Raw genomic sequence first — 25216 nt, 5'->3', positions numbered from 1 at the left:
CGTCGCGACGGCGTCACCAATCGGCGCGCGCATATTCCGAGCACCTGAACCAGGCCTCGAAATCCAGTTCGCCGCGCTCGGCGTCCTTGCCGGGAAGCAAGACGTATTCGTCGAGTACGGCGCCGAAATAGGCTGCATGCACGTCGGTGCGCACATCGTAGGGTGCTTCCATGTCGACGATCAGGCGCTGGATCAGTTCGGACATCCTTCCCCGTTGCGGGCCCGCAACCTCGATCGAGCCGTTTAGCGGGGGCCCGACAGCGACTCGCGCGATCGTCGCCGCGACGTCATCCGACGCCACCGGCTCGATAAAGGCGGGCGACAGATGGATGGTCTGACCGCGGATGGCGTAATTGACTATATCGAACAGGAACTCGAAGAACTGGGTTGCGTGGACAATGGTGAAAGGCATCCCGGACGCCGCCACGGCCCGCTCCTGCAGCGCCTTTCCGCGAAGATAGGGGCTTGCCTCGAGGCGACCGGTGCCCACTACCGAAAGCGAAACATGGTGCTTCACTCCCGCACGTTTCTCGGCGGCGAGCAGATTGAAGATGGCCGTCTTGAAGAAATCGAACGAGGCAAGATCGTCGAAGGTGGGCGAGTTGCTGACGTCGACGACCACCTCGGCACCGGCCAGGCTCTCCACCAGGCCTTGCCCGGTGATCAGGTCAACACCGGTGGAGCGGGAAGCGGGCGATACCTGGTGACCCGCTGCCTGCAGCCTGTCGACGATGTTCCTTCCCACCAGCCCTCGTCCGCCGATGACGATGATCTTCATGCCTGCCTCATGCTGCCGTATCCGGTTGGTGTGCCGGCGATCCGCATCCCCGGCTTGTGCATCCCGATACTAGGCAGCGCTTGCCGAGGTCGGTAGGTCCGCGGCACTGACGGCCGTGGTTCCACGAATGCACCAATGGAACCGTCTAGGCACCCCGATGTGATCACCTGGCGTCGTCAACAGCCCGCAAGCCACAGTGCGATGTTGCGGACGTATCGCTGGGTGGATTGAAGCGCCGCCGGGAAGCGCTGCATCCCGTCGCCAGGTGCTTCGGATACGAACGATGGACAACCCGCGGCGATGTCCCAGTTGTAATCGGCGAAGTGATGAAAGGTGGACTCGGCAAGCGCCCGCCCGCCGTCGACTGAACGCTCGAAGGCCACGGCCAGATTGAAGACCCGGCCCGTGGCCTGGCTGCGACCTTGCAGGATCACGCGGCTGCTTGAATCATCCGGCGGCGCGCTGATCGCGCCTTCGTGCGGATGGGACGGCAGGTAGCCGATCACACCCGTTTCCGAGGCCGGATCAAGCAGAATCGGATGCACCTCGCCCACCGCACGTACCTGCTGATAGTCGCCGTTGGCGCCCGAATGGTAATTGGGCCAGGAGATATCGGTCGTGACACCGTCGTCGATGCAATGCCGGCTCGCATCGGGGTCCAGGTTGCGTGTGTGAAAGTGATGGGCTGCGCCGACGCCGGCCAGGGTGCACACGGAACTACCCAGATCCATGTGATCGCGAGTGACCAGAAGCGCGCCGCCGTTGCGGCGGAACCTGCCAATGCCTGCGCAATCCTCCTCGGTGAGGCCATCGCCCACGTCGACGGCGAACAGCCACAACTGCTGGAAGTCCGACTCGTCGAGCCGCGACAACACCGGGTCCGGCTCGCCCCTTGGACCACGATTGCGTGCGGTCACGTGGAACGCCGGTGCCCCGGCTTCGTCGCGAACGCTCTCCAGGAAGGCTTTCAGAAGGCCGAAGCGCCCGATGTTCCAGTCATCCTGATCGCCCTCGATGGTGGTCTGCAGCAGCAGGTTCTGCATGGCGGTCTCGCTCTCCCGTCCGGATGTCATGGCGCCCCACAGCCTAGCAGGCCAGAACGGAGACCCTGCTGCCTGCATGCGCGGGGCGCCCGCGCTCGGTCTCAGGCGATCGCGCCGGCAGCTCCGTCGCACACTGGAGATCAGCCGCCCGGATTTCCCGTGTCATGAAGTCGATGAACGCACGCATCCGCGTGGGCATGTGCTGTCGGCTCTGGTAGCAGATGTAGTGGCCCCGGTCATCGGGCGCATGCTGCATCAGGCAGGAAACCAGGGCGCCGGATGCCAGCGAGTCACAGACCAGGTAACCGGGCATCTGCGCGATGCCCTTGCCGTCGAGCACCGCCTGCAGTACCAGTTCGGGGTCGTTGTACGTCAGCCTGGCCTGCGGCACGAATCTTTGCACCTTGCCATCCAGTTTGAACTCCCACTCGGCGATGCGACCCAGGCCGGTGCGCAAATTGATGCCCTGGTGACCTGAAAGTTCGTCCAGCGTGGCGGGCAAGCCGTGCATTTCCCGGTATTCGGGCGAGGCACAGACCATGATCTGCATCGGGATGATCTGCCTGGCGATGATCTGCGCATCCTCCAGGCGCCCGTCGCGAAAGGCGACGTCCACCCGGTCCGACGTGAAATCGACCGGCTTGTCCGCCAGGACCAGATCGACGAGAACCTCGGGACAGGCGTCCTGAAACCTGCCCAGCAGTGGCGCCACCACCCGGCGACCGAAGCCCCCGGGCGACACCACGCGAAGCTGTCCACGAGGCGAGCCGTGGCGAAGGTCACGCATTTCCTCGATGGCCTGCACGATCTGCTCGACCCCCGCATGGCAACTGGCATGGAACCTGTCGCCTTCGCTGGTGAGCGTGGTGCTGCGCGTCGTCCGATGGAACAGCCGGACACTGAGTTGGCCTTCCAGTTTCTGGACATTGCGACTGACCGCGGAACGCCCGATGCCAAGGCGGTCGGCCGCACGGGCAAAGCTGCCTTCCGCGACCACGGCCATGAAGGCCACGACGCCGGCATAGGTGGTTGCGAAGCTGGCGGCCAGCGCGTCGGCGGACGGGTCCACGAGTGGCGAAGAGATCATGACGGCGGTTCCCGGCTGAGAGAAGACTGTGTTTCGTATCTGTCGACACGGATCACCCGATCACCCTGCTCGCCCCCGCTCGTCGAAGCCAGTTAATGCATGTAAAACCTTGTTATCAACGTCCGCCACGCGGCGGCAGGCCGCGGGCTATCTTCCCGTGCAGCTCGTGAACCTGCACGATTCCCGTGGGGTTGCCGTCAGCGCCGATGCTTCGGGAGGTTTCATCGAGCAGTTGCAATGCCTGCTGCGACATCCCACCGCCAGCCCACAGTCTGGCCAGACTGGTGGCAGCTCGCAGCTCCCAGCCCCGGGCACCCTGCCCCCGCGAGGTTTCCAGCGCGCGCAGGTAGAAACCTTCGGCCTCGCTGATCTTTTCCTGCCGTTCGCTGCGCAAACCCATGCCGCGCCAGATCTCCGCCGCGCACCAGAGGCCTTCGCCGCGCTCAAGTCGCCCGACCATGTCATCATCAATCCAGTCGGGGCAGAAGGTGGCGAGCATTTCCTTGCTGGGCGCGTCATAGGTCGCGAGTCGCTCAGACACCTGGCGAATTTGCATGTCGGGATTGCCGGATACGGCCAACTGCAAGCCCTGCAGATAGGACTCGGCGTACCGCAGCCACCTCACCAGCCCCTTGCGGCGAGCCACGTCGATCATCGTGTGGATCCACTTGCTGGCAAGCTCGTATTCGCCCGACCACAAGGCCACGGGACAAGCCCCATAGAGCGCGGCACACAGCGACGCAGCGTGACCCGCCGACTCCGCCCGATCGACGGCATCGCAGGCCGTCTCCAATGCCTTTGCCGTTTCTCCCCTGATCCACAACGTTCGGGTCAGCACGGCCTTCGCCGCAACGGTCGGATCCACGCCGACCATGTTCGCGCGTGAGCGTCCTGCCTCCGCACTCATCTGCAGCGATGCTTCGCAATGCCGTATCGAAACGTCGAGCATGCCGCTGAAATGGTTCGCCATCCCGCTCACCCGATGGGCAAGATTGAGCGATGCCGGGTCGGACCAGGCTTCCGCCACTGCAAGCAGCTTGCGGGAATCCCGCAACGCGGACGAATACTCGCCACTGAACATGTCGTGGGTACAGCGTCCCCAACGCGCTTGCAGTTCCAGCACGCGCACGCCGGCGGTCAGCGCCCCGGTGAGCGCCCGATCGCACATCGCATCCAGATCGCCCCCCGGCTCGTTCGTGTGCAGCATCGCGATCACCAGTTCGGTCGCCAGCCAGGCGGCCATCTCCGTATCCGGCTCGGGTTGTCGGTCGATCAGCTGGAGCGCCGCCGCGATCCGGTCGCGGAATTCGGCGACCTGGGAAACGTGAAACCACAAGGCCGCCGAAGCCATCACCAGCATCGTGGCGGTCCGCCCATCTGCCGGTTCCGTCAGGCAGACCTCAAGTGCGACACGCACGTCGTCCAAGTAATGGGCATAGCGCTCACTCCAGTCCTGCTCGCTCAGGTCCGGCAGTTCGGTGGTTGCGGTATTCATCAGATCCAGCATGACTTTCGCGTGCCGCTGCAACAATGCGGGGCGCTCGTCGCTCTGCGCAAGCAGCGCGCCGGCGTAGCTTCTGGTCGTATCCAGCAGGCGGTAAGGCGAGGTGGCATTGCTGTTGTCGAAGAACACCAGTGACTTGTTCGCCAGCGAAATCAATGCATCGAACGCGACCTCCTGGCCCATGTCTCCGGCGATGACACCAAGTGCCGGCTGCAGGCCGAAGCGCCCCCTGAAAACCGACAGGCGGCGGAATACCTTCAACTCGTCATCGCTCAACAGGGCAATGCTCCAGTCGAGCGCGGCCGAAAGCGACTGATGCCGCGTGGCGGCCGCCCGGTTGTCGATGGAAAGCAGCCGCATGTGGTCCTCGAGCCGCAGCGCGAGATCACCGACCGACTGGACGCCCATGCGCGCGGCCACCAGCTCGATGGCCAGCGGCACACCTTCCAGCTGTCGCGAAATCTTGGCCAGCAGAGGACCGTCCGAATCCATGAATGCGCCGGCACCCGCAGCTTGGGAGAGCTCGACCAACAGCTCCACCGAAGGCCACTGCATGGCCTGCGCCAACAGGAAATGGTCGGACTCGGGAACGCCCAGCGGAGGCAGACGATAGACATACTCGCCAGACAGTCGAAGCGTCTCCCGACTGGTAGCAAGAATGCGCAAACCGGGCAAGGCCGACAGCAGGCGGGTAATCGGCAATGCCAGGGAATCCACCACCTGTTCGCAGTTGTCGATCAGCACCAGCACGTTGCGCCCCGTCAGGCTCTGTGTGATGGCCAGTACCGGGTCAGGCAAGTCGGCAGCGCCACCCAGAGCCCGAGCCATCGCTCCAAGTACGTGCTCCGGCGAGATCAGCGGCGCAAGGTCGACGAAGGCGATTTCCGTGGCACACGACTGCTGACGACGCTCCGCCACGCGTATTGCGACGCTGGTCTTGCCGATACCTCCCGCGCCTACGAGGGTCACCAGCCGATGGGTGTCCAGTGCCTGGAGCACCCGGGCCACGTCGTTCTCGCGACCGATGAGTCCGTTCATCCGCAGCGGCAACTTGGTCAACACGGTCGGCGGCCGTGCCATGACCGCGGACGAGGTGTCGATCAGCTCGCGCAGGACGCGGCCATTGAACCGGTACCCGCGCAGCGGGATGTTGGATATCCACTCCTTGCATTCGTCGCTTTCGCCTGGTTCTCCCAGTGCCTTGCGAAGTTGCGACATGTGGACGCGCACGCTGGCTTCGTCGACCACGACCGTATCCCAGACGGCAGAAAGGAGCTCGTCCTTGCTGACCACTTCACCAGCGCGCTTGAGCAGATGGACCAGCAGGTCGAACGAACGCGACCCCAGCTTGATCGCCTGCCCGAATGATTCGAGATGGCGTCGTTCCTCCCATACCAGGAAGGAACCGAAACCCCAGCGCACCTCGGTCCACGCCGGTGGCGCCCCGGGTGCGGGCGACGACGAGCCGGAATGCTTGTTGGAGGGCTTCTTCATCGTGGGACAGTCTTCGGCTCGCCTGGTGCCATTCCGTGATGACCACATGCCACGGATCGGCTTGCGCCCAAGGATGGGGGCCGCGACGCAGCGTATCAATCAGCATACTTGACGCACCCCTGCGCGGCGCACTCCGCCCCTTGGTCGACGTGACGACGCGCGCCAACGCCTCGGCTCCGCGAATTCCCCGCCGGGGATTGGTGTGTGCTCGACAACACGGTGGGCACCCGGGTGTCTCTACAGTCACCGGGCCGGCAAGCCTAGGCTGGACGCGTGTCTGGTCGCACGTGTCGATGTTCGATGTTCGATGCGACCAGGCCAAGGCACCTCCCGCAACCGCGTCGTCACGGCGCCAGGAGAGGGTGGATTCCTTTCGACTCCATCAAAAGCGAGCAACCCGATGCATCACCCAGACGACATGACTCCTGCCGATCCCCGCCGTCGACAGCTGATGGCTGCCGGCCTGATTGCCGCCGCAGCGACCTCCCTGCCCGCGATCCTGCCGGCCACCCAGGCCGCGGCAGGTCACACTCCCACCCGACAGAGAAGCCAGAACATGAATTCGATCATCACGAAAGACGGCACCGAAATCTTCTACAAGGACTGGGGCTCGGGCCAGCCCATCGTGTTTCATCACGGATGGCCCTTGTCCAGCGACGACTGGGACACGCAGATGCTGTTCTTCCTCCACAACGGCTATCGCGTCGTGGCGCATGACCGCCGCGGTCATGGCCGATCGTCGCAGGGCGCCACCGGCCACGACATGGATCACTACGCGGCAGACGCTGCCGCGGTGGCTGACCACCTCGACCTGCGCGATGCGGTCCATATCGGTCATTCCACCGGTGGCGGCGAAGCTGCACGCTATGTTGCCCGCCACGGCGCTGGCCGCGTGGCCAAACTGGTGCTGATGAACGCCGTGCCGCCGCTGATGCTGAAGACGGCGAACAACCCTGGCGGTCTGCCGCGAAAGGCTTTTGACGACCTGCGCGACGCACTGGCCAGCAATCGCTCGCAGTTCTATCGCGACCTGGCCTCGGGCCCGTTCTACGGCTTCAACCGTCCGGGCGCCAAGACGATCCAGGGCTGCGTCGACAACTGGTGGCGCCAGGGCATGATAGGTGGTGCCACGGCACATTACGACGGCATCAAGGCCTTTTCCGAAACCGACTTCACCGACGACCTCAAGGCAATCGACGTGCCCACCCTGGTGATGCACGGTGACGACGACCAGGTGGTTCCGATCGCTGACTCCGCACCGCTCTCGGCCAAGCTGCTCAGGCACGCCACGCTGAAGATCTATCCGGGCTATCCGCATGGCATGTTTGCCGTTCATCCCGACGTGATCAATCGCGACCTGCTGACCTTCATCCGCAGCTGAGTCACGCACACGCCGACCTCCAGCTGGCGGGATCGCCAGGACTGAAGGTCGGCCCTCGTCCGAAATGCCCGTCGGGCAGCAAGCGTCTGCCGCGCTGCGATCCGGCGCGGCCGGCGCCTGCGCATGTCATCAGTCCATGCGAGTCACGACTTTCGCGCCGTTACGGGCGCGAGCGGCGGACAACGCGACGACGAAACGACCCGGGCACTCACGGCGCAGACGCGCACAGGGGCAATGGCGCGGTCGTGGTATCGGTCTGGACCGGCAACGACCGGGGCGCGGAACTCAATAGCGGCAGCCAGATCGTGAAGTCCGCACCACGCCCCGCCCCTTTAGAGCGCGCCTCCACCCTGCCGCCATGGGCCTCCGCCAGTTCCTGCACCAGCGCCAGACCGATGCCCATGCCGGGATCGTTGAACGTATCCACGCGTCGCTCCTGGCCATACATCCGGAAGATGTCCGTCAGGAATTCCGGAGAGATGCCGCAACCGTCATCGGCGACCGATACCCTGGCAAAGCCGTCGACACTGGTGACACACACTCCGATGCGCCCACCGGTGCCAGTGAATTTCACCGCGTTGCTCAGCAGGTTCGACAGCATCTGTTCCAGTCGCACCGGATCGGCCAGGCACCAGCGCTCAATCGACGCATCGACCTCCATGTGGATCTTCCGATCCGGCGCCGCGATGGCTGCATCAGCGGTAATCGCCCGGACGACCTCGTCAAGGTCCACCATCGCAAGCTCCAGTCCCAGCTTGCCCGTGCGCATCCGCGAGAGATCGAGCAGATCCCCGATGATCCGCGCCTGTCGGCGGATCGAATCGCGCATCGCCTGGGCCACCCTTTGCGCACCCTGGACATCCATTCGCGCCGTTCTCTCCAGCAGTCGATCGAGGTTCAACAGAAGCGCCGTGAGTGGCTGCTTCAATTCGTGCGACATCACCGCGAGGCAGCGATCCCGTGCCGCGTTCGCCGCCAGCGCGTCGTCCAGCTGCACCTGCTGCTCGCGCAAACGTTGTTCGAGTGCCGGACGCTGCTCGTGCTTCGGGTTCGCGTCACGCACCAGCCAGGCCAGCGCACCATCATCGCCCAGCGGCATGCGCCTGCTTCGACAACGTATCGACCGGCCGCTCTTGTGCTGATAACGGCGCTCGGTCTCAATCGGCCCGGCCTGATCCATTGCGCAACAGCCGGCGGCGATGCAGACCGGCTCACCTGCCGGCGGCTCGATGTCGGCGATCGTCCGGCCGATCATTTCCGACGGGTGGTAGCCCAGCAGGTGCTGGGCGCCGGGATTCCACACGATGATGCTGCCGTTCCGGTCCGCAATGATGATCGCCAGATCTTCGATCGCGGCGGCGACCCCGGCCACCGCGGCCAGCCGATCGCGCGACGCCCTGCGCATCCCGCGTGAAAAGGTCGGTGCTTTCATGAGTGATGCCCTTGAAGGAGCGCCCGCTTGTTCGCGTTGAAGATCCACACGGCGTGAATCCGGGGCGGCGGCATGCATGGTAGGAACGCCGGCACCGCCCAGGTAGCCGGCCAGGGCAGACCACCATGTTTTACGGCGGGCAACAATGCGGTTGCGGCGTCGGCGATCAGGCCTGCGTCCGCCAATGCGATACGCCTCACGCCGGTGCGGTCCGGCACTCGCGTTGGTGCGCCAGAAACAACATCGTGAGGCCAGCGACGGACCTACCCGCGAAACCATGCGAAACCTAGGATTCGGATCTGCCGCGCGATATCGCCGGCGCCATCGACCGGAAACGTTCGCTGTGCAGCTCAACCAAGCAGAGGTCAACCATGAAAATTCTTGTTATCGGCGGTACCGGACTCATCGGCAGCAAGACTGTCGCCCACCTGCGCGAACACGGCCACGAGGTCAACGCCGCCTCCCCCGCCACCGGTGTCAACACGATCACCGGCGAAGGGCTGGACGCCGCAATGGCGGGCACGGACGTCGTCATCGACGTGGCCAATTCGCCTTCGTTCGAGGATCAGGCCGTACTGGATTTTTTTGAAACCTCCGGCCGCAACCTGTTCTCGGCCGAACACAAGGCTGGCGTGAAGCACCACGTCGCCCTGTCGGTGGTCGGCACCGACCGGCTCGCCGCCAGCGGCTATTTTCGGGGCAAGATCGCGCAGGAAAAGCTCATCCGCGAGTCCGGCGTGCCCTATACCATCATCCACTCCACCCAGTTCTTCGAGTTCCTCAACGGCATCGTCAAGGCCAGCGCGATTGGCGAGTCTATCCATCTGTCGACAGCCTCGATCCAGCCCATCTCCTCCGACGACGTGGCCAAGGCCGTGGCCAAGCTCTCAGTCTCCGCACCGGTCAACGGCACCGTCGAAATTGCCGGCCCCGAAACGTTCCCTCTCTCCGGCCTGGTGCAGCAGCTCCTGAAGGTCATCGGTGATCCGCGCGATGTCGTGGCGGATGAACACACCCCTTATTTCGGCGCCGAGCTGCAACAGGACACCTTGCTTCCCGGTCCCGGCGCCCATCTCGGCACGCTGAACTTCCAGGCGTGGCTGGAACGGACGGGACTGGTCGGAGCGGAAGCGAGACCATGAAGCTCTATTACATGCCCGGCGCCTGCTCGCTAGCCGACCATATCGTGCTTGAGTGGGTCGGCGCCTCCTACGAGGCGAGGCGGATGGATTACGTCGACACCAAGTCAGCCGATTACCTCGCCATCAATCCGGGTGGCATGGTCCCGCTGTTGGAGCACGGCGATCTAAGGCTCACCGAGAACGCGGCGATCCTTGGCTATCTCGCGGACCTGCATCCCCAGGCGGGTCTGTTCGGCGACGGCAGCCCCCGTTCCCGCGCCGAGGTCTCGCGCTGGCTGGCCTTTCTGAACTCCGATGTGCATGGCGCGTTCAAGCCCATCTTCAGTCCGCGCCGCTTCATCGACGACCGCTCGCTCGTGGACGTGCTCGGCGATACCGCGCGTGTCCACCTGCGATCGCTGTTCCAGCGGCTGGACGATCAGCTCGAAGGACGCGACTGGCTGACCGGCACAAGATCAGTCGCCGATCCCTACCTGTTCGTGGTCCTGCGCTGGGCCGCTGCCAAGGGTGTGGACATGGAAGGATTGCACAGCCTCGCCCGCTTCAAGGCCCGCATGGATGCCGATAAAGGGACGCAGGCGGCGCTGCTCGCCGAGGAAGGCCTCCAAGGCTGAGGCACACGCCAATCCAGCAGCGAAGGGCGTGCATTGCACGCCCTTCTTTTTCGCCGCATGACCGCGGTGGGGCGACGCGTGGCCGAGATCCCTTGCGCCCTTGCGACGATCAGGCGCCGCGGCCCGCGAAGCCGACTCGAAAGCTCGAATGAAGACTGCGTGCCGGCATGGAAGCCGCGGCTTCCTGTTGCCGCCATGGCAACACTGCGCGTCCCCTGGCAGCTCTACCGCCACTGCCGATCGCGGTCGAGAATGGCGTGGCTTCTTCTTCATGGCAACGAAGATGACGGGTGTCAGCTCGTCGAGGCGGCTGTAATGGGTCGTGCACTTTCCACCCGTTCGTGCACGGGACGAACCCACGTTGGCGCGGTGTCCCCGCGGAGTACCAATCAGCCACACGACGACGCCATGAACGAGAAGCTCACTTGGGCCAGCAACGCTGGCACGGGTACTCCGACAAGCTGTCCGCCGCGGCCATGCCGCCTCGATCGCCCATCCGGAAAATTTCGAAGACAGGATTCCCCCGGCTCTCTGCAGGAGTTCGTAACCATGACTCAAGTCACTTCGATGCGTCGCCAGGCTGTCCCTTCGTTAAGCTCCCTGATCGATGCGGCCTACCTCGCCGATCCGGCGGACCAGCTGATAGCGCCGGTAGGCGATTGCAGCTACAGCACCCTGTTCCACCTGATACCGGCGGCACTGGCCGTGCTGCGGATAGCCGCCGGGATCGAACCGGACCCGCCCACCATGATGGCCTGGTATCGGCAGACGCCGATCGCGGAACTGGGACACCTCACCGCAGAACAGCTGGTGGCGCTGGGCCGCACCGACGCACTCATCGCGTTTCTGCAATCGATTCGCGAAGGTAGCCGCGACTGATTGCGCGCAAGTGGCCACCCACCATCCCGCCCACCTCATGGAACAGTACGATGCGTTCATCCGTCATGAAATTCGACAACGTCGCCAGCGAACTCGCCCGGCTGGCGGCGCAACGCGAGGCCCTGGTGTCCAGCGCGTTCGAGGCACTTGAGGCGCGTCACCCGGTGCTCGCGGGCGAAGTCCGGGAATACATCGGAAGCAGACAGCGCGCAGCCCACTGGATGTGCGCGCCCCAGCGCCTCACCGGCGGAAAGATTCCGTACGACCTGCTGGCCGAGGGTGACGAAGACGGCTTGTGGGATTTGCTGGAAGGCGTGACCTGAACTCACGGCGCGGCTGCATCGGGGCGATTGTTGTCCGCTCGGCAACACGGCGGACACCCGGACGAGGCTAGCGGCATTCGCCCATCGCATCCAGGATTTGCGCTACACCGCATCGATCTACCGACTCCTGCCCATGACCGCGACCACCCTCCATGCCGTCAGCCCGGATCCGATTGAGATCCGATCCGGGGACTACGCTCCGGACCCTTCGCACTCGCACGTTCTGCTCGAGGTCTCGCACTTCGGGATATCGACTTATAGCGGCCAGGTCGTGCCACGTCTGGCGAGAGGGTAGCGAGATGGATCAGCACGACCTGGGAGAGCTGTCCGCTTCCGAAACAGCGCGACAGGTAAGAAGCGGCGAGTTGCGCCCGATCGAAGTGATTGATGCGGCCATCGCGCGCATCGAGGCGCGCAATCCTTCGCTGAACGCGCTGGTCTACACCAATTTCGAGCACGCGCGGCAGGTCGCACTGGACCTCGAACGGCGCATGGCATCCGGCGAGGACATCGGCACGCTTGCCGGCGTGCCGACGGCCATGAAGGATCTGTTTGGCGAATACCCTCGCTGGCCCGCCACGCTCGGCGGCATACCGATGCTCCGGGATCGTCTTGCAGAAGCGACCAGCCTCTACCCGGCGCGGATGGAGCATGCCGGTGCGATCATGATCGGCACCACCAACAGTCCGACGCTTGGCTTTCGCGGCACCTGCGACAACGAGTTGTTCGGCCCGACACGAAACCCGTTCGACACGGACTTCAACAGCGGCGGTTCGTCCGGCGGTAGCGCGGCGGCGGTTGCCGATGGCCTGCTGCCCGTTGCCGGCGCGAACGATGGTGGCGGTTCGGCCGGCATCGAAGCCGCCTGGTGCGGCGTCTATGGCTTTCAGCCGTCGCGCGGCCTGATCGTTGGCGTCGCCGGTGCAGAAGGCTCCGGGCAGCTGGCGCCCTACACCCATGAGAGCCTGGTTGCCCGCACCGTCGAGGATGCCGCCCTGGTACTTGGCGCACTCACGCGCGCAGGTCAGGCCAGCGTACCGGAAAGCGGCGCGTCGACAGATTGGCTCATGCAGACGAGGCGTCCCGTCACGGGCATGAGGATTGGCCTGTCGATGGATCTGGGCATCTTTCCGGTCGACTCGAGAATCGCCGAGCTGGTCAAGCAGGCAGCGATCGTCTTCGAAACCCTTGGCGCCCACGTAAAAGTGATCGACTTTGCCCTGCCCCATTCCCAGCAGGAGATTTCATCCATGTGGTGCCAGCTGATGGGCGCACGCATGCTCGCAACGGCCGAAGGTCTCGCGCAAACAGGCATCGATCTTCTCGGCGATGACAACCCGCTGCCGGCTCCCGTGCGCCGCTGGATCGAACGTGCCCGTGACATGTCGCTTGCCGAAATGCATGCCGCGTCGGACATGCGGGCGTCCATCCGGCAAACATTCGAAGCGACGTTTCAGGACGTCGACCTGGTACTGGCACCCACCGTCGGCAGCTTTCCAGTACGCAACGCGGCACGCGGCCAGACTCTGGGACCCGACGACGTCGAGGCGGAAGCGGTCGATCCCCTGATCGGCTGGGCATTGAGCTATCTCACCAACTTCACCGGCCACCCGGTGGCCTTCGTGCCCGCCGGGAACTGGGATGACGTTCCGATCGGCATGCAGCTCATCGGCGGCCGTGGCCGTGACGGCGACGTGCTGGCGGCGAGCGCCGCCTTCGAGCTGGCCCGGCCGTGGATATCCCGCTACCACATTCCCCGCAGGCGGCCACTGGACCGGATGCCTGCCTGATCGCTGCCGCGCGCATCCGATCCGGCAACCCGCCCATATCCACAGAGGCATCACCACCATGAACCTCATTACCCGTGCTACCGACTGGATCGACGAGCGGGCGCCAGGCCTGCAGTCCCTGTACCGCAAGCACATGAGCGAGTACTACGTGCCGAGGAACCTGAATCTCTGGTACTACTTCGGCGTGTTGAACATCGTGCTGCTGGCCAACCAGATCGTGACCGGCATCTTCCTGGCCATGAACTACAACCCCAGCGTGGCGCATGCGTTCGACTCGGTCGAATACATCATGCGCGACGTGGAATGGGGCTGGCTGATCCGCTACATGCATTCCACCGGAGCATCGCTGTTCTTCATCACCGTGTACCTGCACATGTTCCGCGGCATCATGTACGGCTCGTACAAGAAGCCGCGCGAGCTGGTCTGGCTGCTGGGCTCGATCATCTTCCTGGCGTTGATGGCCGAGGCCTTCATGGGTTACGTGCTGCCGTGGGGCAACATGTCGTTCTGGGGCGCCAAGGTGATCATCTCGCTGTTCGGCACGGTTCCCTACATCGGCGACTCGCTGGTGCAGTGGATCATGGGCGATTTCCTGCCAGGCGATGCCACGCTCAACCGCTTCTTCGCCCTGCATGTCATCGCGGTGCCGATCGTTTTGCTGCTGCTGGTGGTGCTGCACATCGCCGCGCTGCATGAGGTGGGTTCGAGCAACCCGGAAGGCGTCGACGTCAAGCACGGACCGAAGGGCAACCGCTGGGGCGCGAAGGTGCCGGTCGATACCATCCCCTTCCACCCCTACGACACGGTGGAGGACATCCTCAGCGTGTCTTTCTTCCTGATTGTCGCGGCCTTCATCGTGTTCTTCGCGCCGACCATGGGCGGATGGTTTCTCGAACACGACAACTTCGTTCCGGCCAACAATCTGGCCACGCCGGCGCACATCAAGCCCAGCTGGTACTTCACGCCCTTCTACGCGATCCTGCGCATGATTCCCTCGTTCCTCGGCACGGCGTTCTGGGGCGTGCTTGGCATGTTCGGCGCCATCATCCTGCTGCCGTTGCTGCCTTGGATCGACCGTGGCAAGGTTCACTCCGTGCGCTACCGCGGCCGCGGTTTCCGGGTGGCCCTGGCTGTGCTCGTCTGTTCGTTCCTCGGCCTGGGGTTGAGCGGCGCGGGCGTGACTGCCGAACTCATCCAGGCGTGGTTCCCGCACGCGGATGTCACCGCCTGGGACAACGCCTTCGGACGCATGATGGTGCTGGGCTACTTCGGCTTCTTCGCATTCCTGTGGTTCTACACGCGTTTCGGCCACGAGAAGACCCGGCCGGTGCCGGATCGGCTCCCACCCGGGCATTGAGAAGGCCGGCCAAGGCATTCGCGACCGCCTTGGCGCAAAGCAAGCACCTACCGTATTTGCCGCTCAGACGCCTGCTTCCTGCCGGGATCCATCCATGCGATACAGCCCCGCGCTCGACGGTGTTCGAGCCCTTTCGATCCTTGCCGTCGTTTCCTTCCATTGCGGAGCGCCGTGGGGCCGCGGCGGATACCTCGGCGTGGACGTGTTCTTTGTCCTGTCCGGCTATCTCATCACCTCGCTGCTCATGGCGGAGCACCGCAACGGCGGCATCCGGACCGGCGCGTTCTACGCCAGGCGCGCGCTCAGGTTGTACCCGACCTTGCTGCTGATGGTGGCTGCCTATGTGGTCGTGGCCCCCGTGCTGTGGCCGAACGAACACCGCTGGCTGCTCGCCGCGTTTGCCAGCTTCTACGTCATGGACTATGCGCTGGTCCTGGGGCAGGCGACAAAGACGATCGGGCACACCTGGTCGCTGGGCGTCGAGGAGAAGTTCTATCTGCTATGGCCGCTGCTGCTGCCACTCCTGCTGCGAACCCGACGACCGCTCGCCTGGCTGCTGGCGGCATTCGCCTGCATCACCGCCTGGCGATACGCCGCGGCCTTGTCATGGGGCTGGCTCCAGGCTTATTTCTCCTTCGATACACGCATGAGCGGCATCGTGCTCGGTGCGATGGCCGCCCTGGCCGGCTTGCACGTGTCGAGGCCGGTAGCCCTGATCGCCTGTGCCGTGCTCGCCTTCTGCGTCGCCTGCCCGATCATGCCGTCGCTGCCTCATTACCTTCCGATCGAGGCAGTAACGCTGGAGCTTACCCTGGCTGAGCTTTCGGCCTTCCTGCTGATCTGCCACCTGGCGGAGCATGACAACAGCGGATTCCTGGCCTCCAGGCCCATGGTCTACGTCGGAAAGCTGTCCTATGGCATCTACCTCTGGCACTTCCCGGTGGCCGTCTTGCTCAACGACGCCTACCGGCAACCCTGGTGGATCACCCTCACGGCGACGACGTTATTTTCATTCGCCATGGCGGCGTTGTGCCTGCAGCTGGTGGACATGCCAATCAAGCGATGGCGCGGCAGGCGCAGCCACGAGTCCAGCCGGCTGCCTTCCCGTGACCGGGAGCCGCTGCCGGAAGGTTTCCAGCCCCTCGAAGGAGATCGAACGTGAACCGTCGCCGATTTGCATGCGGATTCGTCATGGCTGCTGCATTAGCCCTGCTGCACGTGCCGAAGGCCAGCGCCGCCGAGTGCGCCAGCCTCAAGGACATCGGGATTCCCCACACCAGGATCACCTTCGCCGGCGTAGTCGCGTCCGGCGCGTTCGCACCGCCGGCCTACGCCCCGGGGATCACCGCGTCACAGCCTGTCGATTACTCGCACCTGCCCTCGTTCTGCCGCGTGGCCGGTAGCAGCCATCCCACTGCCGACTCCGACATCCGCTTCGAAGTCTGGATGCCGACCTCCGGCTGGAGCGGCAAGTTCGTCGGGGTCGGCAATGGTGCATGGGCGGGTTCGATCACCTACGCCTCGATGATCGAGCCGCTGCTGAAAGGCTACGCCACCGCGGCCACCGACAGCGGACACCAGGGCAGCTCCCTCGATGCCGGCTTCGCGGCCGGCCATCCGGAAAAGCTCATCGATTTCGGTTACCGCGGGCCCCATGAAATGACCGTTGCCGCCAAGTCGATCATCCAGGCGTTCTACGGAAGACCGGTCGACCGGTCGCTGTTCGCCAGCTGTTCCACCGGCGGCCGCCAGGCGTTGATGGAAGCCTCGCGCTATCCGGACGACTACGACGGGATCTCGGCGATGGCGCCGGCAAATCCGACCGTCGGGCTCATGGTGGGTTCGCTGTGGACCAGTTCGGCTACGTCGAAGGATGCCGCGAGCCGGATATCTCCCGCGACGTTTGCTTTCGTGCACCAGGCCGTGCTGGCGGACTGCGATGCCAACGACGGCGTAAGCGACGGCATCATTGCCGCGCCTGACCATTGCCGCTTCGACCTGGCGTCGCTGCGATGCGGACGCACGGGCAACGGCACCGATCGCTGCCTGACGAAGCCGCAGGTCGCCGCCCTGCGCGCGATCTATCAGGGTCCGCGCAATCCGCGCACGGGCGCGTCGATCTTTCCGGGCTTCGAGCCCGGCAGCGAAGGCCTGCTTTCGATCCAGGCCTCGGGCACCGGCCCGATCGCGCCGGTGCTCAGCTATTTCCGGGACCTCGTTTTCCACGACCCGCAGTGGGACTTTCGTTCCTTCGACTATGACCGGGACGTCACCCGCGCGCTTGCCGCGCACGGTCGCGTCGTCGACGTTTCGCCAACCGGCCTCGACGAGTATTTCGCGGCCGGACGCAAGCTGCTGATGTCGCACGGCTGGTCGGACCCGCTGGTACCGCCGATGACGAGCGTCCATTTTTACACGGCAGTGAACGCACGCCTGGAAGCGAAGCAGGCAGCGAACGTCCGCCTTTTCATGATCCCCGGCATGGGTCATTGCGGGGGTGGCGACGGCCCTTACGTGTTCGATGCCATCGCCACCATCGACCAGTGGGTGGCGACGGGCAACGCGCCCCGGCGCATCGTCGTCAGCAACCCGCCGAACGCGAGCGACCGCACCCGCCCGGTCTGCCCTTATCCGCAGGAAGCCGCCCATGTTGGCAGCGGCAGCACGGACGAGGCGAAAAACTTCCGCTGCGAGGCGCCGAGGCACTAGTTGCGCATTCATTCCATGCATTGCGGCGACGTGCCAGCATCGCGCCGCATTGGTGCACCGTCATCATCACGATGATTCGCCTCACGTGGCTACCGCCGCGGCGCGGTGTCGCCGACCCTACCTTACGGGAGAGCCGATCCCGGCTCGCGTCCGGATGTGAATCCCGGTCGCGCTTTCCGAGCCCGCGTCACCACCGTATCGAGGAATCATCATGCGTCCCCAGCTCATTGCCATCGCCTGTCTTCTGGCCCTGCCCGCCAGCGCGTTTGCGGCCAACGTCGAATCGATCTCCCGCCTCGCCGCCGGACCCGACAACGTTCTCTTCGTCGCCGACTGGAAGGCCGCGAAGGTCCATGCGATCGAACTTCCGCCAGCACCCCGCCAACCGGCCGGCACCGCGTTCAACATCCTCGACCTCGAGACGCTGCTCTCGAGGCAGGTCGGCGGGGTCCGGGTGTCCGTCGAGGACATGGCAGTTCGACCGGGCACGGCCGAGGTCTACGTCGCCGTCAGCTACGGCGCCGAAAAGACCCCGGCGCTGTTCGTGGTGACCAGCGACGGAAAGGCTCGCCGCTTCGATCTGAAGGCCGCCCCGTCAACATCGGCGGCACTGCGCGACGCACCCACTTCCAACGCGAAATTCTGGAAGCAGACGCCTGAGCGCAGCTTCACGGTGACCGACATGAAATGGCGCAACGGCGAACTCTTCGTCGCCGGCCTCTCGAACCAGGACTTCGCCTCCACCCTGCGACGGGTGCGCTACCCGTTCGACGCGAAGCAGTCGATCACGTCCGTGGAGATCTTCCACGGCGGCCACAACCTGCTCGAGACGCGCGCGCCGATCCGCGCAATGAGCTTCGCCAAGTTGGGCGGCAAGCCCTACCTGGTAGCCGCCTATACGTGTACGCCGCTGGTGATCATTCCGCTCGACGCGTTGAGGGATGGTGCCCACGTGCGCGGCAAGACGGTCGCCGAGCTCGGCTATGGCAACACGCCGGCCGGGATGATCCCGTATTCCATCACCGTACGGGGCAAGACCGAGAACTTCCTCATGCTGGTGAACTTCAACCGCGTGTCGAACGTCATTCCGGTCGCGGAGCTGGAGGCGGCACGTGTCCGCCCGGGCATCGAGACCCAGGTGCCGTTCGGACAGATCAGCGGCGTCGACGTGATGGAAGCGCCGCTCGCCGGCGCGTTGCGCATCGACAACCTCGACGACAAGTCGTTCGCCGTGGTCCGCCGCGATCTCCAGCAGGACCTGCTGCAACTCGTTTCGATCGGCAAGGACCTCAGTTTCCGCATGTCCGACCACGTGTCCGAGTACGCGTTCCCCGACTTCAGCTTCAAAGGCAACACGTTCCAGCAACGGAACATCAAGCCGCGGCAGGACATGCTGCTGAAGGACGAAGGCCTGCCCGACCTGATCAAGGCGCCGGAGTAGAACCATGCGCCCGCTGCCTGGTGTCGCCATGCTGGCGCTCGCACTGCCGCTGGCCCATGCCGGGGTCCCGGAAGCGCGCGTCATCCAGGTGTGGCCGTCCGCAGCCGAGGTGCCTGCGAACCTGCTGCGGCTGTCGATCGAGTTCGCAGCACCGGTCGAAGGGCCGGTGCTGCCAAGGATCGGACTGGCGCATCTCGACGGAACGCTGCTGCAGCAGCCGTTCCTGCCGCAGGAACTGTGGTCCCCGGACGGCCGGATCCTGACCCTTCTGTTCCATCCGGGGCGGGTAAAGACCGGGTTGGTCGCGAGGGAAAAGCTGGGACCGATCCTGAGTACGGGAGATGATGTGCTCCTCACCCTCGATGAACGTCCCGTCCGGCGGTGGCATGTCGGATCGACGGACGCAAACGGCCCGATGGTATCGGCGTGGCGACTGTCCCCGGTCCGCGTTGCGACCCGCCAGCCGCTGGTCGTCGCGCTGGATGCTCCGATCGATGGCCGCGACACGGACTACGTCACGATCGTCGCCGCCGACAATCGCATCGTGGACGGTCGTGCGGCGCTGAAGGATGGCGAGACCACATGGACGTTTGTCCCGGACGCCCCATGGCAGGCCGGCACCTATCGGCTGGCCGTGCGCGGCACCCTGGAAGACCCTGCCGGAAATCGCCCGGGCAGGCATTTCGAGACAGCGATGGACTCGCCACCAAAGCCTGCGATGGATGCCGTCGTGGTCTTCCACATCGGCCCGTCCCTGTCGCCGGAAGCGGGAGCGCCGCCACAGACGGCGCGGTGAACTGCTGCCTCTCTCCGCTTCGTCGCAACAGCCGTGCGCACGCCGGTTGTCAACACATCGAAACCGCATCGCCGGAACGTCCCGAAAGACGTCCGTTGAACGTTTCGACTCACCCAATACTGCCCTTTCCCGGAGGATTCATGATGTTCCCAACCTATCGATTCGCCCGCACCATGCTGGCCAGCGCGCTGGCCCTTGGCATCGGCCCGATGCTCACCGCCGGCGCCGCATCCGCCGCACCCCTGGTGCGCGCCCAGGCACCGGGTTATTACCGCCTGATGCTGGGCGACTTCGAGGTGACTGCACTGAGTGACGGCACGATCGATTTCCCGATGGACCAGTTGTTGATCGGCGCTTCCCCCGACACGATCAGGACGCAGTACCGGAAGGCTTTTCAGAAGCTTCCGGTTGAATCATCGATGAACCAGTTCCTCATCAACACCGGCACCAGGCTGGTGCTGGTGGATGCGGGCGCCGGCAAGTTCTATGGTCCCGACCTGGGACACACCATCGCCGGTTTGCGAGCTGCGGGCTATGCGCCCGAGCAGGTCGATGAGGTCGTGATCACTCACATGCACGTCGACCACATCGGCGGCCTGCTGCAGAACGGCCAACGGGCGTTTCCAAACGCAACCCTGCACGTCGACAAGGCCGAGTACGACTATTGGATGAATCACGCGAACGAATCCGGGGCGTCGGCGGCCGTCCGGGTCAGCTTCGACGTTGCCCGCAAGACGTTCGAGCCTTATGTCGCTGCGGGCAAGCTGCAGCTGTTCGACGGCGAGACGCAGATCACCCCCGGCGTCCGCGCGATCCCCCGCCCGGGACACACTCCTGGCCACAGTTTTTTCGCAGTGGAGAGCAAGGGCGCGAAGCTGGTCCTGTGGGGCGACGTGGTGCATTCGGCGGTGATGCAGTTCCGCGATCCGTCCGTGCGCATCGTCTGGGACAGCGACAACCGCGAGGCCGAACGCGTGCGTGAGGCGGCGTTCGCCGATGCGGCAAGACAGGGCTACCTGATCGGCGCGGCACATCTGTCATTCCCGTCATTCGGTCACGTCGCACGAGCCGAAGACGGCAGCGGCTACGTCTACGTGCCGTTGAGCTATACGCAGAACCGTCCCGGGGCGAGCGGAGGAAACTGAGTTGCCGTGCGGGACGCAGTGCTGCTGCATCCCGCGCCCGCGACACGGCCACGCCGGGAGACTGTCAGGAGTCTCCCGGCGTGGCCGTGTACGCAGGCCCAGCAGCACGCCAAACCTGCCCTCGCCAGGCTCCGGGCAGGTCATGAACACTGGGCGACCTGCTCAATCGACCGGCAGCACCACGTCCTCGTCCTGGTTTTTCAGCAGCACCACCAGGAACTTCGCCGGCTTGGTGAGGCTGGCGTTGCGGCCAATGGTGTGGATGTCGTTCGGTCCTTCATAGAACGTCTGGCCGGGCGTCAGGGTGACTTCCTTGCCGCCCTTCAGACCCATCACGATCGAGCCTTCAAGAACATAGAGAAAGGCATGAGCATCGTGACGATGCACCGGGTCGACCGCGCCCGGCGGATAGGTGACGCTGATCATCAGCGCCTCCTTGCCCGGATAGTCGGAGAGCGCCTTGGTCATCAATGCCGCGACTTCGGCGGCTGGTGGTTGCGCCGGCCCGTGCGCCGGTGCCGGCGAATGCGCGAGAGCCGCGCCAGCTACGAAGAGGCTCAACAGCCCCAGAATCCTGAATGCTCGCATGGTTGTCTCCTTGCAGTGGATGGCCGCGGCGACGGACGAATCATCGCCGCGTTGTGAGTCGGTCAAGCCAGGCCGGCCTTGTCCAGGCCGAATGCCTTGTCGAGCGAGCCGGGAACGCTCCTGAAAGCCACGTTGATGCGGTTCCAGGCATTGATGGCCATCACCGCGTAACTGAGATCGGTGATCTCCTTTTCCGACAGCTGGGTGCGCACGCGTTCGTAGACCTCGTCGGAAACGCCCTGCGGCGACAACTGGGTGAGCGCCTCGGTCCAGGCCAGCGCAGCGCGCTCGCGCGGCGAGAACAGCGTGGATTCGCGCCAGATCGCCAGATGATGCAGGCGCAGCGGCCGCTCGCCGTGCATCACGGCCTGCTTGATGTGCATGTCCAGGCAGAAGCCGCAGCCGTTGATCTGCGATGCGCGGATATCGACCAGGTCGCAGATGGATTCCTCGATGCTGGATTTGTTCACCAGCATGTTCAGGGCGACCAGCCCATGGAAAAGCTCGGGCGCCTGTTTTTGATAATCGACACGTTGGGTCATGGTTGCGTTCCTCGTTGAGTGATGCTGTCCCCAGATCGGCTGAGGGCCCGCTCGCGCTCAATGGCGTGACGGCTTTCAGCCTAGGCGCCTACCAACCCCGTCGGTAGCCACGGAAACCGACGCTCCGTGTTGATTGCGGCGCACCAATAAACCGACAAATCCGTTGTTGACACGAATGCGGAATCGACGCTCGGCAAGGTGTCGTGATCCGGTGGATTGTTGCGCTCGGGGCAACATGCTGCTGCCAGCGCGTGACCTATCGACCGCCGGCACCGGCACCTAGGATGGCGTCAAGGCGCCCGATGGCGCCGTCACCAGCAAGAGGTGGATCATGAAAATCGTCGTCATCGGCGGCACCGGCCTGATCGGAAGCAAGGTGGTGGACCGGCTGCGCCAACTCGGCCATGAAGTGTTCGCCGCCTCGCCGTCGTCCGGCGTCAACGCGGTGACCGGCGAAGGCCTCGACGCAGCCATGTCTGGCGTGCACACGGTGATCGATCTCGCCAACTCACCATCGTTCGAGGATCGGGCCGTGCTCGACTTCTTCGAAAAATCGGGACGCAACCTGTTCGCCGCGGAACGGACAACCGGCGTGCAACACCACGTGGCCTTGTCGGTAGTGGGCACCGACCGGCCGGCGTTCTCGGCCAGCGGCTACATCCGCGCCAAGATGGCCCAGGAGGCGCTGGTGCGTGCGGGCGGCGTGCCGTACACCATCGTCCGCTCCACCCAGTTCTTCGAGTTCCTCAACGGCATCGCCGATGAAGGCGCCGGCGATCGGGAGGTTCACCTTTCGACCGGACTGATGCAGCCGATCGCCTCCGACGACGTGGCCGATGCGGTGAGTGACTATGCACGCGGCACACCACGCAACGACGTGGTGGAGATCGCCGGGCCGGACAAGGCGCCGCTGGCTGAATGGGTCCGCCGCTTCCTGGCGATCATCGGCGATCCGCGACATGTGATTGCCGATCCCGCCGCCCTGTATTTCGGCGCCAGGCTGGAACCGGACACCCTGCTGCCCACCGATCCAGCGCGCATCGGCGTGCTGGACTTCCACGATTGGCTCAGCCGCTCGCCATTCGCCGACCGCCTGGCAACTGCCGAGGGCCCGGCGACCGCTCGCGCAGTTTCCCGCTGAGCATCCGTCAATGAGGATTCCGGCGGCAACGCGGTGCGAACTGCCCGGAACCATGTACGCGGTAACGCCGGCTCCCCGTGACGAACCATTCGGCGCAGCGTGTCATCCATGCACGACACATCACCCGCAGCACATCTCCAACGCACGACGAACCTTATCCATGACCAAGCCGCAACCGCCTCCCGTTTCCCTGCTCGACAAGCACTTCGGGACGGAATTCCTGCCGCTCTATATCGGTACCGTTTTCGTCAACGGCGGCGAGGCGAGGCACGCGCGCGCGTCGGGCGTGGCGCGTTCCGACGACGGCATGCTCGACGTACAGTTGCGCATGCCTGAAGAACTGGGTGGCTCAGGCGGCGGCACCAATCCGGAACAGCTGTTCGCAGCGGCCTTCGCCGGTTGCTTCCATGGCGCGTTGAGCCTGCTTGCAGCACGGGCCAAGGTAGCCATTCCCGATGCCGAAGTCGTGGCCAGGGTTGCCTTCGGCAGGGACCCGGTCGACGGCATGTTCATGCTGTCGGCGGACATCCGCATTCGCCTTCCCGGTGTCGATCGGACCGTGGCCGCCGAACTGGTGCGCCATACCGAACGCCTTTGTCCGTACGCCAAGATGGCGCGCGCGGGTATCGATTGCGTGGTTTCGCTCGATCCCTGAGCCGGCTGAAGATGGCACCTCGCCAAGCCTTGCAGGATCACGCCGGATGGCAACCGGGAAAATGCGGAATCCGCAGGTACGGATCCCGCACTCGCCAGCCTGCCGACCTATTTCGTGCGCGGCGGCAGGAAGCCCCGGGCCGTGGCCAGGTCCGGCCATGGCATGACCGTCTCCCCGGCGACCAGCCACGTGCCATCAACCTTGCGCAGGCGCAGCTCGTACAGGGCCGGGTCGGCCTGATCGCTCATCCGCCGATACAGCACGGCGGTCGCGTCGTCGCCCTGCTCCTCAACGTGCAGAACGCGCTTCTCGGTCGACAACGGCGGTTCGCCGGCGTCACGACGGCTCCTGAACTCGCCAAGCATTTCCGCCTTCGAGAAACGCGCGATGCTTCCTTGGGGAGTGAGCACGAGGAAACCGAGATCGTCCAGGTAGAGGCGCTCCATTTCCTCCATGCGGTAATGGCTTCCGGTGTCGGCCAGTCGTTCGATGAAATCGAGAATTTCCGGATTGTGCGTGGTTGTCATGTTCTTCCTGCCTTGTGTTCGGGATGGGTGGGATCAGTTCAGCGACATGCCGCCGTCGACCAGCAGTTCGATGCCGTTGACGAAGCGGCTTTCGTCCGAAGCCAGGTAAAGGGCGGCCAGTGCCAACTCGTCCGCTTCGCCGAAGCGGCCGGCCGGAATCATCCCGGCCATCGCCTTGACGAAGCCGGGCCGATCGGCTTCGGGGATGCCCATCTTCTCCAGGATCGATGTATCGACCGGCCCCGGGCTGAGCACGTTGACGCGTATCCTCCTGGCCTTGAACTCGAGCGCCCAATGGCGCGCAAACGCCCGGATGGCGGCCTTCGAGCCGGCGTAGACGGCATGACCATCGAGCGCCCTGGTGGCGGCAAGCGAGCTGATCAACACGATGCTGCCGCCATCGCGGATGATCGGCGCGACGTGCTGGACACCGAAGAACACGCCGCGCGCATTGACGTTGAACTGGGCGTCGAACTCCTCCGGCGTCACCTGCGCACTGGGCGTGATCGTGTTGACGCCCGCGTTCGCCACGTAGATGTCGAGTGCGCCGAAACGCTCGCGGAGTTCATCGGCCAAGGCGGCATGGTGTTCGATGTCCGCGACGTCGCCGCGGATGCCGATCGCACCGTGCCCGATGCGCCGGACTGCTGCGTCGAGGACACTTTGCCGCCGTGCGGTCACGATCACCCGTGCGCCTTCGGCGGCGAACCGTTCCGCCGTCGCCAAGCCGATCCCGCTGTTGCCACCCGTGATCAGGGCGGTCTTGCCTTGCAGACGATTCATCTCGTGTCCCGTGTAGTTGATGGTGGGCAAGATATGCGGCGGTCCTCGCCACCAACCAGTCCCGC

The 25216-nt window shown here is 64.7% G+C and carries 23 protein-coding genes; 14 read left to right on the top strand and 9 right to left on the bottom strand.

The genetic code is table 11. The features are described from left to right. Positions 1 to 13: 13 nt before the first annotated feature. The 4 genes from ASD82_RS15895 to ASD82_RS15880 form a co-directional block, all read right to left on the bottom strand. Positions 14 to 778, bottom strand: a complete 765-nt coding sequence (locus tag ASD82_RS15895; RefSeq protein ID WP_056718775.1) for an SDR family oxidoreductase — start codon at positions 776 to 778, stop codon at positions 14 to 16. A 176-nt stretch (positions 779 to 954) separates the two neighbouring features. After that, complete coding sequence (locus tag ASD82_RS15890) at positions 955 to 1821, bottom strand: hypothetical protein (protein ID WP_056718774.1); 867 nt, start codon at positions 1819 to 1821, stop codon at positions 955 to 957. Between the two features lie 43 nt (positions 1822 to 1864). Then, complete coding sequence (locus tag ASD82_RS15885) at positions 1865 to 2824, bottom strand: LysR family transcriptional regulator (protein ID WP_235580748.1); 960 nt, start codon at positions 2822 to 2824, stop codon at positions 1865 to 1867. Between the two features lie 199 nt (positions 2825 to 3023). Further along, positions 3024 to 5906 (bottom strand): winged helix-turn-helix domain-containing protein, encoded by a 2883-nt coding sequence (locus ASD82_RS15880; RefSeq protein ID WP_082585395.1) that lies wholly within the window; start codon positions 5904 to 5906, stop codon positions 3024 to 3026. Between the two features lie 556 nt (positions 5907 to 6462). On the opposite strand from ASD82_RS15880, the gene ASD82_RS15875 reads away from it, so the two are divergent. Beyond that, a complete protein-coding gene (locus ASD82_RS15875) occupies positions 6463 to 7287 on the top strand; it encodes an alpha/beta hydrolase (RefSeq protein WP_200950334.1) in 825 nt (274 codons plus the stop codon). 208 nt (positions 7288 to 7495) lie between these two features. Here ASD82_RS15875 and ASD82_RS15870 read toward each other — a convergent pair whose 3' ends face one another. Next, complete coding sequence (locus ASD82_RS15870; RefSeq protein WP_162253835.1) at positions 7496 to 8719, bottom strand: PAS domain-containing sensor histidine kinase; 1224 nt, start codon at positions 8717 to 8719, stop codon at positions 7496 to 7498. 371 nt (positions 8720 to 9090) lie between these two features. Here ASD82_RS15870 and ASD82_RS15865 point away from each other — a divergent pair, with 371 nt between their 5' ends. The 11 genes from ASD82_RS15865 to ASD82_RS15810 all read left to right on the top strand — a co-directional run bounded on the left by ASD82_RS15865 (position 9091) and on the right by ASD82_RS15810 (position 20915). Beyond that, a complete protein-coding gene (locus ASD82_RS15865) occupies positions 9091 to 9861 on the top strand; it encodes an SDR family oxidoreductase (RefSeq protein ID WP_056718770.1) in 771 nt (256 codons plus the stop codon). After that, positions 9858 to 10475, top strand: a complete 618-nt coding sequence (locus ASD82_RS15860; protein ID WP_056718769.1) for a glutathione S-transferase N-terminal domain-containing protein — start codon at positions 9858 to 9860, stop codon at positions 10473 to 10475. The genes ASD82_RS15865 and ASD82_RS15860 overlap by 4 nt, the downstream gene beginning before the upstream one ends. 549 nt (positions 10476 to 11024) lie before the next feature. Then, positions 11025 to 11354: a hypothetical protein gene (locus ASD82_RS15855; protein WP_056718768.1), complete on the top strand. Its 330-nt coding sequence runs from the start codon at positions 11025 to 11027 to the stop codon at positions 11352 to 11354. 50 nt (positions 11355 to 11404) lie between these two features. Continuing rightward, entirely contained in the window at positions 11405 to 11677 is a 273-nt protein-coding gene (locus ASD82_RS15850) for an antitoxin Xre/MbcA/ParS toxin-binding domain-containing protein (RefSeq protein WP_056718767.1), read from the top strand. 299 nt (positions 11678 to 11976) lie between these two features. After that, on the top strand, positions 11977 to 13467 hold the full coding sequence (locus ASD82_RS15840; protein WP_056718765.1) for an amidase: 1491 nt from the start codon (positions 11977 to 11979) through the stop codon (positions 13465 to 13467). A gap of 58 nt (positions 13468 to 13525) precedes the next feature. Beyond that, positions 13526 to 14824, top strand: coding sequence for a cytochrome bc complex cytochrome b subunit (locus ASD82_RS15835; protein WP_056718764.1), 1299 nt, complete (start codon positions 13526 to 13528; stop codon positions 14822 to 14824). Between the two features lie 94 nt (positions 14825 to 14918). Further along, entirely contained in the window at positions 14919 to 15986 is a 1068-nt protein-coding gene (locus ASD82_RS15830) for an acyltransferase (RefSeq protein ID WP_056718763.1), read from the top strand. After that, positions 15983 to 17533 (top strand): tannase/feruloyl esterase family alpha/beta hydrolase, encoded by a 1551-nt coding sequence (locus ASD82_RS15825; RefSeq protein WP_157599301.1) that lies wholly within the window; start codon positions 15983 to 15985, stop codon positions 17531 to 17533. Before ASD82_RS15830 ends, ASD82_RS15825 begins: the two co-directional genes overlap by 4 nt. 211 nt (positions 17534 to 17744) lie before the next feature. Then, a complete protein-coding gene (locus ASD82_RS15820; RefSeq protein ID WP_157598947.1) occupies positions 17745 to 18974 on the top strand; it encodes a hypothetical protein in 1230 nt (409 codons plus the stop codon). 4 nt (positions 18975 to 18978) lie between these two features. Beyond that, positions 18979 to 19770: a hypothetical protein gene (locus ASD82_RS15815; protein ID WP_056718760.1), complete on the top strand. Its 792-nt coding sequence runs from the start codon at positions 18979 to 18981 to the stop codon at positions 19768 to 19770. 173 nt (positions 19771 to 19943) lie between these two features. After that, entirely contained in the window at positions 19944 to 20915 is a 972-nt protein-coding gene (locus tag ASD82_RS15810) for an MBL fold metallo-hydrolase (protein ID WP_200950333.1), read from the top strand. Between the two features lie 162 nt (positions 20916 to 21077). Here ASD82_RS15810 and ASD82_RS15805 read toward each other — a convergent pair whose 3' ends face one another. Together ASD82_RS15805 and ASD82_RS15800 are read right to left on the bottom strand one after the other, a co-directional pair. After that, positions 21078 to 21569 (bottom strand): cupin domain-containing protein, encoded by a 492-nt coding sequence (locus ASD82_RS15805; protein ID WP_235577775.1) that lies wholly within the window; start codon positions 21567 to 21569, stop codon positions 21078 to 21080. After that, positions 21566 to 22045, bottom strand: a complete 480-nt coding sequence (locus ASD82_RS15800; protein WP_056718759.1) for a carboxymuconolactone decarboxylase family protein — start codon at positions 22043 to 22045, stop codon at positions 21566 to 21568. The genes ASD82_RS15805 and ASD82_RS15800 overlap by 4 nt, the downstream gene beginning before the upstream one ends. Before the next feature lie 331 nt (positions 22046 to 22376). Between ASD82_RS15800 and ASD82_RS15795 the strand changes: the two genes are divergently transcribed. Continuing rightward, the gene (locus ASD82_RS15795) at positions 22377 to 23186 is read left to right on the top strand and encodes an SDR family oxidoreductase (protein ID WP_056718758.1); all 810 of its coding nucleotides are present in this window, start codon (positions 22377 to 22379) and stop codon (positions 23184 to 23186) included. Between the two features lie 160 nt (positions 23187 to 23346). Next, entirely contained in the window at positions 23347 to 23841 is a 495-nt protein-coding gene (locus tag ASD82_RS15790; RefSeq protein ID WP_056718757.1) for an Ohr family peroxiredoxin, read from the top strand. Between the two features lie 107 nt (positions 23842 to 23948). Here ASD82_RS15790 and ASD82_RS15785 read toward each other — a convergent pair whose 3' ends face one another. Together ASD82_RS15785 and ASD82_RS15780 are read right to left on the bottom strand one after the other, a co-directional pair. Continuing rightward, a complete protein-coding gene (locus ASD82_RS15785; RefSeq protein WP_056718756.1) occupies positions 23949 to 24368 on the bottom strand; it encodes a hypothetical protein in 420 nt (139 codons plus the stop codon). Positions 24369 to 24401: 33 nt separating this feature from the next. Then, a complete protein-coding gene (locus ASD82_RS15780) occupies positions 24402 to 25151 on the bottom strand; it encodes a glucose 1-dehydrogenase (RefSeq protein ID WP_056718755.1) in 750 nt (249 codons plus the stop codon). Between the last annotated feature and the right edge of the window lie 65 nt (positions 25152 to 25216).

It is taken from the genome of Rhodanobacter sp. Root179, assembly GCF_001428465.1.
In the GTDB taxonomy this organism is placed as follows: Bacteria; Pseudomonadota; Gammaproteobacteria; order Xanthomonadales; family Rhodanobacteraceae; genus Rhodanobacter.
Note: the sequence above shows the minus strand (reverse complement) of the source record. Positions and strands in the feature narration are given on the sequence as shown.

Coding starts and splice junctions, on each gene's coding strand:
- ASD82_RS15895 (WP_056718775.1), bottom strand. CDS start 778: ATGAAGATCATCGTCATCGGCGGACGAGGGCTGGTGGGAAGGAACATC.
- ASD82_RS15890 (WP_056718774.1), bottom strand. CDS start 1,821: ATGCAGAACCTGCTGCTGCAGACCACCATCGAGGGCGATCAGGATGAC.
- ASD82_RS15885 (WP_235580748.1), bottom strand. CDS start 2,824: ATGGCCGTGGTCGCGGAAGGCAGCTTTGCCCGTGCGGCCGACCGCCTT.
- ASD82_RS15880 (WP_082585395.1), bottom strand. CDS start 5,906: ATGAAGAAGCCCTCCAACAAGCATTCCGGCTCGTCGTCGCCCGCACCC.
- ASD82_RS15875 (WP_200950334.1), top strand. CDS start 6,463: ATGAATTCGATCATCACGAAAGACGGCACCGAAATCTTCTACAAGGAC.
- ASD82_RS15870 (WP_162253835.1), bottom strand. CDS start 8,719: ATGAAAGCACCGACCTTTTCACGCGGGATGCGCAGGGCGTCGCGCGAT.
- ASD82_RS15865 (WP_056718770.1), top strand. CDS start 9,091: ATGAAAATTCTTGTTATCGGCGGTACCGGACTCATCGGCAGCAAGACT.
- ASD82_RS15860 (WP_056718769.1), top strand. CDS start 9,858: ATGAAGCTCTATTACATGCCCGGCGCCTGCTCGCTAGCCGACCATATC.
- ASD82_RS15855 (WP_056718768.1), top strand. CDS start 11,025: ATGACTCAAGTCACTTCGATGCGTCGCCAGGCTGTCCCTTCGTTAAGC.
- ASD82_RS15850 (WP_056718767.1), top strand. CDS start 11,405: ATGCGTTCATCCGTCATGAAATTCGACAACGTCGCCAGCGAACTCGCC.
- ASD82_RS15840 (WP_056718765.1), top strand. CDS start 11,977: ATGGATCAGCACGACCTGGGAGAGCTGTCCGCTTCCGAAACAGCGCGA.
- ASD82_RS15835 (WP_056718764.1), top strand. CDS start 13,526: ATGAACCTCATTACCCGTGCTACCGACTGGATCGACGAGCGGGCGCCA.
- ASD82_RS15830 (WP_056718763.1), top strand. CDS start 14,919: ATGCGATACAGCCCCGCGCTCGACGGTGTTCGAGCCCTTTCGATCCTT.
- ASD82_RS15820 (WP_157598947.1), top strand. CDS start 17,745: ATGCGTCCCCAGCTCATTGCCATCGCCTGTCTTCTGGCCCTGCCCGCC.
- ASD82_RS15815 (WP_056718760.1), top strand. CDS start 18,979: ATGCGCCCGCTGCCTGGTGTCGCCATGCTGGCGCTCGCACTGCCGCTG.
- ASD82_RS15810 (WP_200950333.1), top strand. CDS start 19,944: ATGCTGGCCAGCGCGCTGGCCCTTGGCATCGGCCCGATGCTCACCGCC.
- ASD82_RS15800 (WP_056718759.1), bottom strand. CDS start 22,045: ATGACCCAACGTGTCGATTATCAAAAACAGGCGCCCGAGCTTTTCCAT.
- ASD82_RS15795 (WP_056718758.1), top strand. CDS start 22,377: ATGAAAATCGTCGTCATCGGCGGCACCGGCCTGATCGGAAGCAAGGTG.
- ASD82_RS15790 (WP_056718757.1), top strand. CDS start 23,347: ATGACCAAGCCGCAACCGCCTCCCGTTTCCCTGCTCGACAAGCACTTC.
- ASD82_RS15785 (WP_056718756.1), bottom strand. CDS start 24,368: ATGACAACCACGCACAATCCGGAAATTCTCGATTTCATCGAACGACTG.
- ASD82_RS15780 (WP_056718755.1), bottom strand. CDS start 25,151: ATGAATCGTCTGCAAGGCAAGACCGCCCTGATCACGGGTGGCAACAGC.